The 14,640-nt window shown below is 70.5% G+C and carries 9 protein-coding genes and 1 pseudogene; 1 reads left to right on the top strand and 9 read right to left on the bottom strand.

The features are described 5' to 3' along the window. Positions 1-69: 69 nt before the first annotated feature. From FLX08_RS10130 to FLX08_RS10155, 4 genes are all read right to left on the bottom strand, one after another. On the bottom strand, positions 70-324 hold the full coding sequence (locus FLX08_RS10130; protein ID WP_142618158.1) for a hypothetical protein: 255 nt from the start codon (positions 322-324) through the stop codon (positions 70-72). A 65-nt stretch (positions 325-389) separates the two neighbouring features. Next, the gene (locus FLX08_RS10135) at positions 390-1,961 is read right to left on the bottom strand and encodes a hypothetical protein (RefSeq protein ID WP_142618160.1); all 1,572 of its coding nucleotides are present in this window, start codon (positions 1,959-1,961) and stop codon (positions 390-392) included. Between the two features lie 684 nt (positions 1,962-2,645). Then, a complete protein-coding gene (locus FLX08_RS40505; RefSeq protein WP_167530347.1) occupies positions 2,646-4,034 on the bottom strand; it encodes a serine/threonine-protein kinase in 1,389 nt (462 codons plus the stop codon). Between the two features lie 2 nt (positions 4,035-4,036). Beyond that, complete coding sequence (locus FLX08_RS10155; RefSeq protein ID WP_142618162.1) at positions 4,037-5,551, bottom strand: serine/threonine-protein kinase; 1,515 nt, start codon at positions 5,549-5,551, stop codon at positions 4,037-4,039. A gap of 221 nt (positions 5,552-5,772) precedes the next feature. Between FLX08_RS10155 and FLX08_RS10160 the strand changes: the two are divergent. Further along, positions 5,773-5,862: pseudogene (locus FLX08_RS10160) on the top strand (phosphotransferase); the annotation flags it as partial. 214 nt (positions 5,863-6,076) lie between these two features. On the opposite strand, the gene FLX08_RS10165 reads toward FLX08_RS10160, so the two are convergent. The 5 genes from FLX08_RS10165 to FLX08_RS10185 form a co-directional block, all read right to left on the bottom strand. After that, positions 6,077-9,007 carry a glycoside hydrolase family 3 protein gene (locus FLX08_RS10165; protein WP_142618164.1) on the bottom strand — a complete coding sequence of 977 codons (2,931 nt, stop codon included), beginning with the start codon at positions 9,005-9,007 and terminating at the stop codon, positions 6,077-6,079. A 74-nt stretch (positions 9,008-9,081) separates the two neighbouring features. After that, positions 9,082-9,921, bottom strand: coding sequence for a carbohydrate ABC transporter permease (locus tag FLX08_RS10170; RefSeq protein WP_244312529.1), 840 nt, complete (start codon positions 9,919-9,921; stop codon positions 9,082-9,084). After that, a complete protein-coding gene (locus tag FLX08_RS10175) occupies positions 9,918-10,832 on the bottom strand; it encodes a carbohydrate ABC transporter permease (protein ID WP_142618166.1) in 915 nt (304 codons plus the stop codon). The genes FLX08_RS10170 and FLX08_RS10175 overlap by 4 nt, the downstream gene beginning before the upstream one ends. A 116-nt stretch (positions 10,833-10,948) precedes the next feature. After that, positions 10,949-12,262: an ABC transporter substrate-binding protein gene (locus FLX08_RS10180; protein ID WP_142618167.1), complete on the bottom strand. Its 1,314-nt coding sequence runs from the start codon at positions 12,260-12,262 to the stop codon at positions 10,949-10,951. Further along, positions 12,250-14,565, bottom strand: coding sequence for a TIM-barrel domain-containing protein (locus FLX08_RS10185; protein WP_142618169.1), 2,316 nt, complete (start codon positions 14,563-14,565; stop codon positions 12,250-12,252). The genes FLX08_RS10180 and FLX08_RS10185 overlap by 13 nt, the downstream gene beginning before the upstream one ends. Positions 14,566-14,640 lie beyond the last annotated feature (75 nt).

Genomic DNA, 14,640 nt, shown 5'->3' on the forward strand with positions numbered 1-14,640 from the left:
ATCATGGCCCTGCTGCGCGCGGCCCGGGCGGCGCCGCGATCGCGACGGGCAGCATGTGCCAGACGCTCCCTAGCGTGCGACGGCGCCCGTGACCTCTCGGTCGACAATCCTGGTCGCACCCGCCTCCCGGGCGCAGTGCGCGCAGCAGAACCAGCGGCCGTCGAACTCCGAGCCGTGGCCCACGATGCGGCACCCGCAGTGCTCGCACACGGGAGCCATCCGGCTGATGGCGCATTCGAAGCTGTCGAAGACGTGCACCGCTCCCTGGGAGTGCACTTCGAAGGCCATGTCGTAATCGTTGCCACAGACCTCACAGGTAGCCATGGTTTCCCCCCGTCGACTCGCGGTCGAGGGGGGAGATACCCGCCTAAACCTGCACGAACACCGGCTCACAGAGCGTCGAGCAGGGCCTTGGCCACCGACTTCGCCCCGGTGACCGCCTCCTTCGGGTCCATGAGCACGGAATCGGGCGCGTTGATCGGTGTGTTCTCCGGGCGGTCACTGCCGGACAGCAGCACCCATATGACGTTCTTGCCGTCCAGGGCGTAGATCTCGTACCGGTTGCCCTGGGCGGTGTCGGTGCGCTGCTGGATCGCCTGGCCGAACGCCTCCTGCCCGAAGCCGGTCAGCTTCTCGACCTTGCCCCACTTGATGCCGCCGATCTTGCTGCTCTCCGTGAACTTGGTCTTCGAGCGCTGGTCGATGAGGTAGTAGCGGGCGGATTCCTCGTCCCAGAAGGTGTGGATGGCGATTCGCAGGTTGCGCCACCGGACCTTTCCTCCGCCGAGCGGCAGCTTCTCGTTCCACCACTGGCACTGGGAGACGTTCGACTTGCCCTCCTTGCTCCGCACCGCCGCACCCTCGGTGTCCGGCACCAGGGTGGCCGCCAGCGTCTTGAGGCTCACGCAGGCCCGGGGCAGGGGGATCTTCGTGGGCGAGGGCGACGGCGTCGGGCTCGGCTTGGGGCGCGCGTGGTAGGGCAGCGGCTGTCCGGCCCGCCAGGCGGTCACCGACTTGGCGAGCTGTCCGAGCAGGCCCTTCACCTCCCGCAGGGCGTTCTCCTCGGTGACCGACTGCGTGCTCTCCGTCGAGAGGAAATCGGCTTCCTTCTTCTTCTGGCTCGCCTCGTACTTCACCTGGAAGACCACGTCACCCACCCGGCCGACTCCCTGGCCGAAGGAGTACCAGTACTTGTCGCCCTCACGCGTCCACTGATACTGCGCGGCCGCCTGGTCGCCGATGCCCTGAAACTCCTGGACCGGCGAGTAGTAGTGCTCCTTGTCCGAGTGGGTCTCCTGGTACTTGTACTGCTTGAACTCGCCGTCGAACTGGATCCGCGCCGACTTCTCGGCCGTGGTCGTCCCGATCGCCTCATACTTGGACACGTTCACCGTGATCTCACGGCTGCGGATGAGGTCCTTGTACGAGATGTTCCGGTTGACCCAGCCGCACGTGTAGCGGACGTAGCTGACCAGGCTGTCGCCACGGTTGTCGTTCGTCGAGGAGTCGATGGTGGCTCCCGGCACGAGGCGCTCCGCCTCGTCCGGGTCGAGCATGGAGCACACGTCGGCGGTCGCCGCCACCGGCGCGGCCGACGCCGACTTCTCGGCCGTCGCCGCCGCCGTCGTCGTCGCACCCGCCTTGGTGGTCGTCCCCGTCTGGCGCACCGTCATGAAGGCGAACGTCCCCCCGGCCACCACCAGTACGGCGACGACCGCCGCCACCGGCAGCACCCATCCCCGCCGCGCCGGGGCGGAGGGCTGGGTCGGCATCTGCCACAGCTCGGGCGGAGGCGGTGTCGCCGCCTGCCAGCCCTGCCCCGGCTGCCCGGACGGCGGGCCGCCGGGCGGCAGACCGCCCTGCCCGCCCTGGGACGGATAGGGATAGGGATTCGACTGCGGTGGCTGCGACGGTGATGGAGACGGCTGGGGTGAGGGCGGCTGCGGGGCGCCACCGGGCACGGCACCCGGATAAGCACCGGGGTGCGGCTGCGGCCCGGCCGGAGGACCGGGATAGGGGCCCGGGGAGGGGTATCCGCCCTGCTGCGCACCGGGAGGTGAACCGGGGTACGCACCCGGCTGGGGCCCGGGGTACCCGTCCGCCTGCCGCTGAGGACCGGCGGGGTACGCACCCGGCTGCGGCTGCGCACCAGGCGGGGAACCCGGATACCCGCCCTGCTGCTGTGGCCCGGAATACCCGCCCTGCGGCGGCGGACCGTACGCGCCCGGCTGCGCACCGGGCGGCGGACCCGGATACCCGCCCTGCTGCGGTTGAGGACCGGCGGGATACGCACCCGGCTGCGGCGGACCGTATGCACCCGGCTGCGGCGGTTGAGCCCCCGGCATTCCGGGCTGCGGAGCGAGCGGCGCACCGAACTGTGAACCGGCCTGCGGGCCGAACGCTGAGCCCGGCTGGGGACCAGACTGCGGACCCGGCTGGGGACCCGGCTGCGGACCTGGCTGCGAGCCGGGCGGCGGGCCGTATGGGGGCGGGTAGGGCGGAACCCCCGGCTGGGGGTGGCCCTGAGGCGGGTACGGCGGCATGCCCTGCCCGGGGCGGTCGTCCCGGGGAGGCGTCGCGCCGGGCTCGACGGGGGCGTCGTCACCGCTGGTCATGGGGGTCTCCTACAGATGCTGAGCGGGAGGTCACCCGAGCCCGATGCCGACGAGTTCGGCGGCGCGCTCGGCCGTGCGCCGGTCGGCGGGGGTGACCGAGGGGTCACCGGCACGCCGGTAGGCGACCTCGACGATGAGATTGCTGAGGCGGAACCAGACCGTGGCCCCGGTGGTCCCGGTGGCGGGGTCGGAGGAGTCGCAGGTGAAGGCCTCGTCGGCGATCCCGGGCAGGTCGCGCGGGGCGGCGCACCGCGCGGCCCGCTCCGCCGCGAGGTCGCGGGAGGCCGCGGCCTCCCCCTCCCCCTCGGCCGGCAACCGGTATCCGACCGTGATCGTCCCGTCGTGGCCGGTGGCGTGCTCCTTCCACTCGCATCGCCCCTCGGCGGCGGGTCTCCCACGCGGCGTGGCGCCGAGGACGTCACGGATCTGTTCGGTGGTCAGGCTGCGGCAGGCGTCGGGGACGGCGGCGAACCGCCCCGAGCCGCCCTGTTTCCCGGACATGAGGAACCAGGCGCCCAGGCCCGCCGCGAGGCCGACCACGACCACCACCGCCGCGATGGCGACGAGCCGCCACATTCCGCCGGGCCGGCCGGCGGGCGCCGAGGCGGAGGCGGGCGGCGCGGCGGCGGCGTGCAGGGCCTGCCGTACGACCTCGGGCGGCGGGCGACGCGCCGGGTCCTTGTCCAGCAGGGCGAGCACGATCCACGCGAGCACCCGCGAGGCCCGGGTCATCGGCCGGGGCTCGTGGAGCAGGACGGCGGCGACCAGCGCGGCCGCCATGTTGCGATGGAACGGCGGCTCCCCCTCGACGGCGGTGTAGAGCGTGGCCCCGAGGGACCACAGGTCGGAGGGCGGCCCGTCCGGCTCGTCGCGGAACCGTTCCGGGGACATGTAGTTGGGCGAGCCCGCCGAGCTCTGCCAGGAGTGCCCGGTGCCGCCGACCGGCGCGGCGATCCCGAAGTCGGTGAGCAGGGCGCGGCCGTCCGGCCCGATCAGGACGTTGGCCGGTTTGACGTCGCGGTGCAGGATGCCCCGGGCGTGGGCCGCCTCCAGCGCGTCGAGCACGGCCAGCCCGATCTCGGCCACGCGCTCGGATGTCAGCGGCCCGTCCTCTCGGATGATCTTGTCGAGGGAGCGGCCCGGCACCAGATCCATGACGATCCAGGGCTGCCCGGCGTGCCCGACGACGTCGTGGACCGTCACGATGGACGGGTGGGTGAGCCGTCCGGCCGCCCGGGCCTCCTCGACGGCTCTGCCGAGGAAGTCGGCGCGCTGCCGGTCGTCCAGGCCCGGCGGGACGTGCAACTGCTTGATCGCCACCTCCCGCCGCAGCAGCTCGTCGTGGGCACGCCAGACCGTGCCACCGCCGCCCTCGCCGAGCGGTTCGGCGAGGCGGTAACGCCCGGCGAGCACGTCCACGGTCAGGCCAGCCCCCTCAGGCCCTCGGCCGCCGCCGACGCCGCCGCGACGGCCCGATCGCGCAGGGCGGCCGGGGAGCTCACGTCGAGATCGGCGAACTGGAGCCGGAGGACGAGGTCGCCGAGCCTGAAGTACACGTAGGCGGCCTGTGCCCTGCCGTCGGGGGTGGTGAGGTCGAAGGCGAACGCCTCGTCGGCCAGGCCGGGCGTCTCCCGTGCCGCCGTCTCGATGACCTGGGTCCTGCCGTCGAGGCCGATCTCGTACCAGAGCCAGCTCGTGTCGCGCGGCCCCGACGCGTACTGCCTGCGCAGCCCTTCCATCAGCGTCTGTGCCGCGGCCGTGTCGAGTTTCCACGGCTCGGGCGTGTCGGAGTCGGTCTCCGCGCTCAGCTCGATGCCGCTGCCCTTGACGGTCCACTGGCAGCTCGCCCTGCCCGGCCGGGGCTGCGCCGCAGCGCCCAGCATGCGCCGCACCTCCCCGGACGGCAGCGCGCGGCACAGGTCCACGGCGCCGTCGAAGGTGGGCGAGACCCGGCGTACGGGGTCGTGGGGCGGCTCGCCCGGCGCGGCGGAGAATACGACCGCGGCCACTGCGGCCACGACGCCGGCCAGGACGACGGCCCCGGCGGCGTACCACCACCGGGGAGTCCGCTTCCGCGCCTCGATCCGCAGGCCGCGCCGGGAGCCGAGGTCGGGGACGCCGCCGTCGGCCACCTGCCGCAGCAGCCCGAGAGCGGTCGCCGCGTCGGGGCGGACGGCCGGTTCGCGCGCCATCATCCACGTCAGCACCGGGCCGAGCGGTCCAGCGAGCACCGGCGGACGGGGCGCCTGGGTGAGGGTCGCCCGGATCACCTCGGAATGCCTGCCCTGGTAGGGCGCGACGCCCTCGGCGGCCGTGTAGAGGGTGGCGGCGAGCGACCACAGGTCGGAGGCCGGGCCGCCGGGCTCCCCCGCGAGCCGTTCCGGGGCGATGAATCCCGGTGAGCCGACCATCAGGCCGGCCTCGGTGATCGACGCCTGGTCGGCCGGGCGGGCGATGCCGAAGTCGGTCAGGAGCACCCGGCCGTCGGCCGAGAGGAAGACGTTGCCCGGCTTGACGTCCCGGTGCTGCACGCCCTCGGCGTGCGTGGCCGACAGCGCGTCGAGCAGGCGGGCGCCGAGGTCCGCCACCTGCCGGTACGGCATCGGCCCGTACGCGGTGATCTGCCGGGCGAGGTCGTGGCCGTGCAGCAGCTCCATGACGATCCACGGCCTGCCGTCCTGGAGGAGCACGTCGTGGAGTGCGACGATCCCGGGATGCCGGACGCGCGCGGTGACCTCGGCCTCGCGCATGACCCTGGCGATCAGCTCGGCCCGCTCGCGCTCGCCGAGACCCTCCGGGAGGCGGAGCTCCTTGATCGCGACCTCGCGGTCGAGCACGGAGTCTGTGGCCAGCCACACCGTGCCCATGCCACCGGAGCCCAGCGGGCGTAGGAGGTGGTATCGCGAGGCCAGCGTCCCCCTCAGCGATTCGGCCATATGGGGGAGAATAGCGAAAGCGTGATTGATCGCCCGACCAAATCCGGCGCAGGCCCCGTGATCGACGCATAATGGGGGCCTCCAGAGACGGACCGCCTCGAAACGGAGGGCGAGTTGCTCGCCACCAGCCCGTTACGACCGGACGATCGGGAGCGGTTCGGTGACTGCTCGGCCGGATCACCGAGACCGCACACGCGGTGGTCTACTCCGCCGAGCCGGACGCGGGCGTCGTGCACCGCGACCTGAAGCCGGCCAACGTGCTGCTGGGCCCCGACGGCCCACCGGTGATCGACTTCGGCATCGCCCGCGCGTTCGGCCCCGGGAACGCGGCGGAGGTTCACCGGCGAGGGAGTGCTGGGCGCGCCCGCCTAGATGGCCCCCGAGCACCTGCGGGGCGGGCCGCCACCTTCCGGCCGACGGCGGGCTGAACGGGCACCCTGAACCGGCGCCCTGAACCGGCGCCCTGAACCGGCACGGACGCCCCGCGCATGTGCGCGGGGCGTCCGTCGTCCTCGGCGGGGAGCCTCAGCTCAGGGCGAGGTCCTTGATCCGGACGTCGCCGGTGAAGACCAGATACACGTCCTTCACGCCGTTCGCGCCGGACACGGGAGCGGTCGCGGCGGCCCAGGAGTAGATCCCGCCGGTGGCGGCGACCGGAATCGTGGCCACCTTGGCGCCGGTCGGCGAGCCGAGACGCACCTCGATGCTCCCGCCGCCCGTGGAGGCCACCCCGGCCTTCACCGTGCGGGGCTTGCGGAGCTGAACGTCCGTGAAGGCGATCCAGCCGCCGTTCGCGCCCGCCACCGCGTCGCCGCGCACCTTGGTCTCGTCGACCAGGTGGATGCCCGAGTAGTCGTCGAAGTCGGCCGCGCGGGTCGTCTTCGACAGGTCGCGGTGGGGGATGTTCTCACCCTTGACGTTGATCGTCGCCCGCTGGCGGATGTTCGCCGAGGACGACCCGACGAGCACGTCGTGGGTGGCGTTCTCGACGGTCCACTTGTCGCGCGTCACGTCCCAGAGCGCCAGGTCGCTCTTCTTGACGGTGAAGGCGACCGTCTTGGTCTGACCCGGCGCCAGCGTCACCCGCTCGAACGCGCGCAACTGCTTGACCGGCTGCTTCACCCGCGAGCGGTGCTGGTGGGTGTAGAGCTGCACGACCTCGTCGCCGGCCCGGGAGCCGGTGTTGGTCACCTTGACCGAGACCTCGTACGCGTCGCCCTTCTGGACGGCCTTGAGACCCTGGTAGGAGAACGACGTGTACGACAGGCCGTAGCCGAACGGATAGAGCGGCTTGCCCTGGTAGTACAGGTAGGTCCGGTCCTTCTTGACGATGTCGTAGTCGAGGATGCCCGGCAGGTCGTCCGCGGACCGATACCACGTCTGGGTGAGCCGCCCGGCCGGGTTGACGTCGCCGTACAGCACGTCGGCGAGGGCGTGCCCGGTCTCGGCGCCCGCGTGCGTGGTCCACAGGATCGCGGGGACGTTGTCCTGCTCCCAGTTGATCGTGGTCGGATAGCTGTTCTCCAGCACCACCACGGTGTTGGGGTTGGCCGCCTTCACGGCCTTGACCAGCGCCTCCTGGCCCTCGGCGAGGTTCATGTCGGTGCGGTCGTGGTCCTCGCGGCCGTTGATGAACGGCATGCTGCCGACCACGACGACCGCCACGTCGGCGGCCCTGGCCTTGGCGACGGCGTCGTCCACGCCGCGCGAGACGACCTCCTTGGCGTAGTGCGTGGCCTGGTCGGCCGTGGTCAGGCCGAGCGAGCCGTCGGCCTCCGCCTTGACGTACTTGCCGGGCCCGAACCAGTCGTAGGCCGTCTCGTAACCGGCGTACCGCAGCAGGACGGTGCCGTCGGACTGCGGCTCGAGCGCGAACTGCTCCTGCACGAACCAGCCGGACGGCTGGTCGGCGGTGTTGGCCAGGGTGGCCCAGTTGGCCCGGCTGACGTACTTGCCGTTGGCCACGCTGCGCAGCGTCAGCACGCCCTGACCCCAGTCGAACGCGTCGAACTGCTCGGTGTCGCCGAGGGCCGTCGCGCTCTCCTTGAGGTCGCCGCCGGACGCGGGGGCACTGATGTACCTGCCGGTGGCGACGTCCTTCAGCGCGATGCGGTCGACGCCCTCCGAGGAGGCCACCGACGCCGCCCGCTCCTTGATCCCGTCGAGCGGGGTCACCTTGTAGGGCAGGCTGCCCGAATACCAGTCGGTGTAGAGCACGCCGGCCAGCGGGCCGACCACGGCGACCTTCTTGCCGGGCTTCAGCGGCAGGGCGCCGCCGGAGTTCTTCAGCAGCACCATCGCCTTGGCCGCGGTCTCGCGGGCCAGCTTCTGGTTCGCCGGGCTGTTGATCACATCCTTGGTGATCTTCCCGTACGGCCCGCCGTCGGGGTCGAACTCGCCGAGCCGGAAGCGGATGCCGAGCTGGTGCCGCACGGCGTTGTCGACGTCCGCCCGCGTGAGCAGCCCCTTCGACAGCGCCTCCTTGACGGCCGTGACCGTCGGCGCGCCGTTGGCGTCGTCCACGGTGAAGCTGTCGAGCCCCGCCTTGATCAGCGCGGCGTCGGCCTCGGCCTGGGTCGCGTAGTACTTCTCGGTCTGCACGAGGTTGTTCGGCGCCCAGGCGTCGGAGACGTTGAACAGCGTCCGGTCCGTCCAGGAGCGGACGACGTCGTTCAGGTCGGGGTTGACCGTGTTCGGCCGGCCGTTGACGAGGTTGTACGACGCCATCACCCCGGTCGCCGCGTCGGCCTCGATGGCCGGTTTGAAGGCCGCCTCGTCATATTCGTGCTTCACCCGCGGCGGCAGCTCCGACGACGTGGTGTCGCGGGTGACCTCGTTGTTGTTGGCCAGGTAGTGCTTCAGCGTGGGCGCCGTCTTCAGGTGGTCGGGGTCGTCGCCCTCCAGGCCCGAGCCGTACGCGGTGGAGATGGCGCCGGTGAGCAGCGGGTCTTCGGAGTAGCCCTCCTCGTTGCGTCCCCAGCGGGGGTCGCGCAGCAGGTTGACCACCGGCGCCCAGAGGTTGAGCCCCCACACGGTGGGGTTCTCAGCGTGGTAGCCGCGGGCCTCGTCGCCGACGGCGGAGCCGACCCGCTTGATCAGGTCGGTGTCCCAGGTGCTGGCCAGGCCGACCGCCTGGGGGAAGACGGTGCCCTTGGCGGTGACCACGGCGCCGTTGTTGGTGTAGTCGGTGGACCAGGCCACGCCGTGCAGCGCCTCGGTGCCCGTCTTGAACAGCTTGATGCCGAGACGGTCGATCGCGGGGGCGTACTGGTGCAGCATCGCGACCTTCTCGTCCAGCGTGAGCCGGCCGAGCAGGTCGTCGACGCGCTGGGCGAGCGGCAGCGACGGGTCGCGGAACGGATAGTCGCCGGCCGCCCTCGCGGGTCCGGCGCCCATGCTCAGTGCCAGAGCCAGGGCGGCCGACGCGGACAGCATCGCCGAACGGCGATGGGACATTGCGCCTCCAGGTCAGGTAGTGACGCGTTTGTTCGGGGGTGTTATTCGATATGCGGGGGTTGTTTTCAGGGGTGCTACTTGATGGCGCCGACCGTGACGCCACGGGTCAGCGTGCGCTGGAAGATCAGGAAGAAGGCCACGGCGGGGACGATGCCGAGCAGCGCGGACGCGCTGGACATGGTGGCGTCCATCATCTTCTCGCCCTGCAGGACGCCCAGGGCGACCGGCACGGTCTGGTTGTCGTTGGAGATGAGGAACACCATCGGCAGGAAGAACTCGTTCCACGTCCAGATGAAGAAGAAGATGAGCAGCACCGAGAGGGTCGGGCGGCTGATGGGCACGACGATGCCCCACAGCATGCGCCACCTGCTCGCGCCGTCGATCTCGGCCGCCTCCAGGATGCCGCGGGGGAACTGCCCGAGCACCGACGACAGCAGGTAGGTCCCGAAGGCCGCCTGGATCACCGTGAAGATCAGGATGACGGCGAGCTTCGAGTCGTACAGCCCCACCTCCTTCGACAGGTAGTAGAGCGGGTAGACCAGCGACTCCTGCGGCAGCGTGTTGGCGACCAGGAACAGCACGAGGATCCACAGCCGGCCGCGGACCTTGCCGATGCCCAGCGCGTACGCGTTGAGCACCGACAGCACCACCGCGGCGACCGCGACGACGCCGCTGATCAGGAGGCTGTTCCAGAGCTTCAGGCCGAAGTCGACACGGTCCCAGAAGGCGATGATCCCGTCGAGGTAGAACCCGTGGGGCAGGCTCAGCGGACCGTTGGAGGAGTATTCGGCCGGTGACTTGAACGCGTTGAGCGTGACGATGACGAAGGGGAAGAGCATCACGACGGCGAGCACGACCAGCGCCGCGAGCACGGCCCACCGTCCCGGCTGGCGGAAGGTGCGATCGGCGTTCACGAGTCACTCTCCTGGTCACGCCCCTGGCCGCCCATCTGGACCCGAAGGAAGAGGAAGGTCACCACGACGATGATCAGGGCGAGCACGGTCGCGATGGCCGAGCCGTAGCCGACGTTGACCTTCTCGAAGAAGTTCAGATAGGAGAAGTACGACGGCACCATCGTCGAGGAGCCGGGGCCTCCCCTGGTCAGCACGAAGATCGGCCCGAACACCTTCAGCGCCGCGATCGTGCAGGTCAGCAGCACCACGAAGATCTCCGGCCGGATCTGCGGGATCGTGATGTGCCAGAACCTGCGCCACCACGAGGCTCCGTCGATCTCGGCCGCCTCGTAGAGGGAGGGATCGACCCGCTGGAGCCCGGCCATGAAGATGACGACCGGGTAGCCGAGCTGGAACCACACCATGATCGCCATGACCGTCGCGAGCGCGATGTCGGGGTCGCCCAGCCAGTTGACCTTGATCCCGAAGATCTCGTTCACCGCGCCGTACGACGGGTGGAGCATCCAGCCCCACACCACGCCGGCCACCGCGACGGGCAGCACCTGCGGCAGGTAGAACGCCGCGCGCAGGGCCGAGGCCGTACGCCCGCCGAACCGCTTGGCGATGTAGTCGAACAGCGCGGCGGCGAGCACCAGGCCGATGATCGTCGGCACCACGGCCATCGCGATGATCAGTGCGACGTTGTGCTCGAAGGACGCCCAGAAACGCGCGTCCTTGAACAGCTTCGTGTAGTTGTCGAGCCCGATCCAGGTGGGGGTGCCGACGCCGGACCAGCGGGTGAAGCTCGTCGCCACGTTCATCAGGAACGGGACGACGATGATCGCGAGGAACAGCACCAGGCTCGGAACCAGGTAGAGCCAGTAGCCGCCCCTCCCGCGCGGGCGGGCCGCGCCCGCGACGGGTGGTGCCATGTGTGCAGACCTTTCCGGAAGGGGACCGGCGGCGGAGACCGGTCAGGTAGCCCCGCCGCCGGGGTCGGGGGGAGAGCGGGTCCCGCCGTGCTCAGGTCACCGGGATCCGCCCGTCACTAGTTGCCGATGTCGGCCAGGTTGTCGTTGTACGGCTGGGCGATCTCGTCCAGGACCTCCTCGGGCTTCTTGCTGCCGTTGATCAGTTCCTGGATGCCGGCGACGAGCACGTCGTAGTAGCCGGGAGCCGGCCAGTCAGGGTAGAAGGCCAGGCCGTCCTGCGTCGAGAGCTTGTTGAAGTTCTCGATGAGCTCCTTGTTCCGCGCGTCGGTGATCGCCGCTGGGTCGGCCGCGACCGGGACACCGCCCGAGTTGCCGAGCAGGTTCTGGATCTCCTTCTTCATCGTGATGTCGATGAAGTCGTAGGCGAGGTCCTTGTTCTCGGACTTCTCCGGCACGACCCAGATGTTGCCGCTGGATCCGGGGGCGAACTGGCCGGGCCACAGGAACGAGCCCCACTCGAAGTCCTTGATCTCCTGCTGCATGCGGCCGAACCACCAGCTGCCCGACACCATGATCGGATACTTGCCGCCGATGAACGCCACGCCCATGTCCTCGGCCTTCATGCCGGCCGAGTCCTTGCCGATGTAGCCCTTCTTCACCCAGTCCGAGATGGTCTGCGCGGCGTAGGTGAACTCGGGACCGTGGAAGTCGACCTTGCCCTTGTAGAGCTCGAAGGAGTCGATCCAGGCACGGTTGGCCTTGTTCAGCGCGAGCAGGTAGAACAGCTGCTGGGCCGGATATTCGGCGCCCGCCGTCGCGATCGGCGTGGTGCCCTTCTTCGCGAACGCGTCGAGCGCGGCGGTGAACTCGTCGAACGTGGTGGGCACCTTGATGCCCGCCTTATCGAACATGTCCTTGTTGTAGTAGACCATCACGTACTCGCCGTAGTTCGGCACGCCGAACCACTTGCCCGAGCCCATGATGCCGCGCTCGTCATACTTCGCGGTGGTCTGCAGCGACGGGCTGAGCAGCTTGTCCCAGCCGCGCTTGGTGGCCTCCTCGGTCAGGTCGGTGAGCAGACCTTGCTTGGACAGCAGGCCCGCGGTGGCGTTGCCCTTGTTGTACTCCATGATGTCCGGGGCCTGGTCGGAGTTGAGGACCATGCCCGCGGTCTTCTGGATCTGCTCGAAGCCCTTCTCCTCGAACTTCACCTTGACGCCGGGGTGGCCGGCCTCGAAGTCCTTCATCGCCTGCGCCCAGGCGGTGCCCATGGCGCTGTTGCCGGTCTCGTAGTGCCAGAGGGTGAGGGTCCTGCCCTCCGCGGAGCCGCCGCTGCCACCCGAACTATCCGAAGAGGAACCGCCGCACGCGGTGAGCGCGAGCGCGGCCGCGGCCAGCGCCGCCACCACGCTCCTGCCTACTCTGAACATGGTCTTTCTCCAGGGGGTTTCTCGTTGATGACGACCGGGGCGCCGGGGCCGACGAACTCGACGCCGTCGATCTGCTTGGGGCCCTCGGCGGTGACGACCAGCCGGTCGCCGTCCCGCACCGCCGTGACCGTCGTGTCCCCGTCCAGGTCCCTGATCGTCGTACGGCTCTCGCGCTCCGGCAGGCCGAAGGCGAGCAGCGAGACCCGTGGGGCGTCGGCCACCGTGTCGCCCGGCTCGGTGACCGGGATCAGCGAGCCGTGCCGTACGAACAGGGGGATCTGGTCGAGCGGCGGCGACACCGTGACGTAACGCCCGCCGTCGACGGCCTCCCCCGTCCAGTAGTCCACCCACACCCCCGAGGGCAGGTAGACCTTCCGGGTGCCGTCGGCGGAGGTCATCGGGGCGACGAGCAGGTCGGTGCCGAGAAGGTACTGCAGGTCCGCCTGCCAGGCCACCGGGTCGTCCGGGTAGTCGACGCACAGGGCGCGCAGGATCGGCGCGCCCGTCTCGGCCGCGGTGACGGCCGCCGAATAGATGTACGGCATGAGCCGGTAGCGCAGCCGCAGCGCCTCGATGGCGGCCTGCTCGGCGTGCGGCGGGAACTCCCAGGGCTCCCGCGTGGTCGTGCCGTGGAACCGCACGAGCGGGGACAGCGCGGCGAACTGCGACCAGCGGATGTAGAGGTCCGGGCTGGGCGTGCCGCTGAAGCCGCCCGCGTCGTGGCTCCAGAACGGGATGCCGGACAGGCCGTGCGAGAGGCCGCCCCTGATCGTGCTGCCCATCGCGGGGTAGGTCGTGTCGGAGTCTCCGCTCCACTGGGCCGAGTGGCGCTGGCCGCCGAGGTAGGACGAGCGGGCCCAGACCAGGCCGTGCCCGTTCACCTCGCGGGTCACGTCCGAGACGATGTCGTTGAACAGCAGCGCGTAGACGTTGTGCAGCTCGGTGCCGGTCATGCCGTTGAAGGCCACGGCGTCGGCGGGCACCCCCTCGGCGAAGTCGGTCTTGAACGCCGCCACGCCCTCGCGCAGGCGCTCGCGCAGCAGGCCCTTGAACCACTCCACCGCCTCCGGATTGGTGAAGTCCACGATGCCGCAGGCGGGGTAGGAGCCGTGCCAGGTGTCGGCGACGTACGTCTCGCCGCCGGGCCGCTTGAGGAAGTAGCCCTTCTCCGCGGCCTCCGCGAAGGCCGGGCTGAGGTGCGAGATGTAGGAGTTCATCCAGAGGCAGACCTTGAAGCCCTGCTCCTTGAGCGTGGCCAGCATGCCCGCCGGGTCGGGGAACGTCTCGGGGTCCCACTGGAGATCCGACCAGTGCCCGTCCGCCTGCCAGTAGCAGTCGAGGTGGAGCACGTCACACGGGATGCCCCGCTCCCTGATCTTCCTGGCCCGATCCAGCACGCGTTCCTGGCTGTCGCGGAAGAAGCCCGAGGAGATCCAGGTGCCGAACGCCCACTTCGGCGGCAGCTCGGGCCGGCAGGTCAGCCCGTCGAACCGGTCGAGGACCTCGGCGGGGGTCGGTCCCGCGATCACGTAGTAGTCGATCAGGTCGTCGGGCACGATGATCTGCACGGCGCTGTGCGTCGACTGGCACACGTCGAACTCCACCGGCGTGCCGCTGTCGACGCAGATGCCGTACCCCCTGCTGGACAGGTAGAAGGGCACGTTCTTGTACGCGCGCTGCGACTCGGCGCCGAACGCGTCGAAGTTCCACATGAGCGGGCGCTGGCCGCGCTTGTCGAGCGGCGTGAACGACTCGCCGAAACCGCCGAACGCCTCGTCCGCCGGGGCCGCGAACGTGTCGTGGTAGGCGACGGGGGCGCCGTCCAGCGTCGAGCGGCCGAACGGCAGCGTGCGCAGCCGGCCGCTGATGTCGGGGTGGCCCGGGTCCTGCTCCACCAGCGTCCGGCCGGCCCGGTCGGTGAAGCGCAGCTTCCAGGGGTTCAGCCGCACCTCGGCCCGCAGCGACCCGGCGTCGACCACCACGCGGCTGTGGCTCGCCTCCACGACGGCCCCGCCGTACTCCCCGGGGGCGACCATCGAGATCGCGCGGGAAGACCGGGTGCGCGCGTCGGGGTCCTCCGACAGGCGCACCCGGATCACCCCCTCACCCGCGACCGTGATCTGCACGACGAGCGTCTCCTCGGCCGAGGTGGAGCCCTTGAGCGTCACGCCCTGCCCGTCGAAGGCCACCACCTCCGCGCTGGTCAGCGCGGACAGGCCCTCCTCACCCGGCTCGCGCACCGGAAGCTCTGGAGGATCCGCCACGAAGAACTCGCGCGCGATCAATGGGGGACGGTACGGCATTGCGGCACTCCATCGGCTCATCCGGCGATTTGGAGTTAGTTTGCCGTCCATCCCAACAAAGGTCAATGGGTTAGC

The organism is Microbispora hainanensis, assembly GCF_006874475.1.
Lineage (GTDB): Bacteria > Actinomycetota > Actinomycetes > Streptosporangiales > Streptosporangiaceae > Microbispora > Microbispora hainanensis.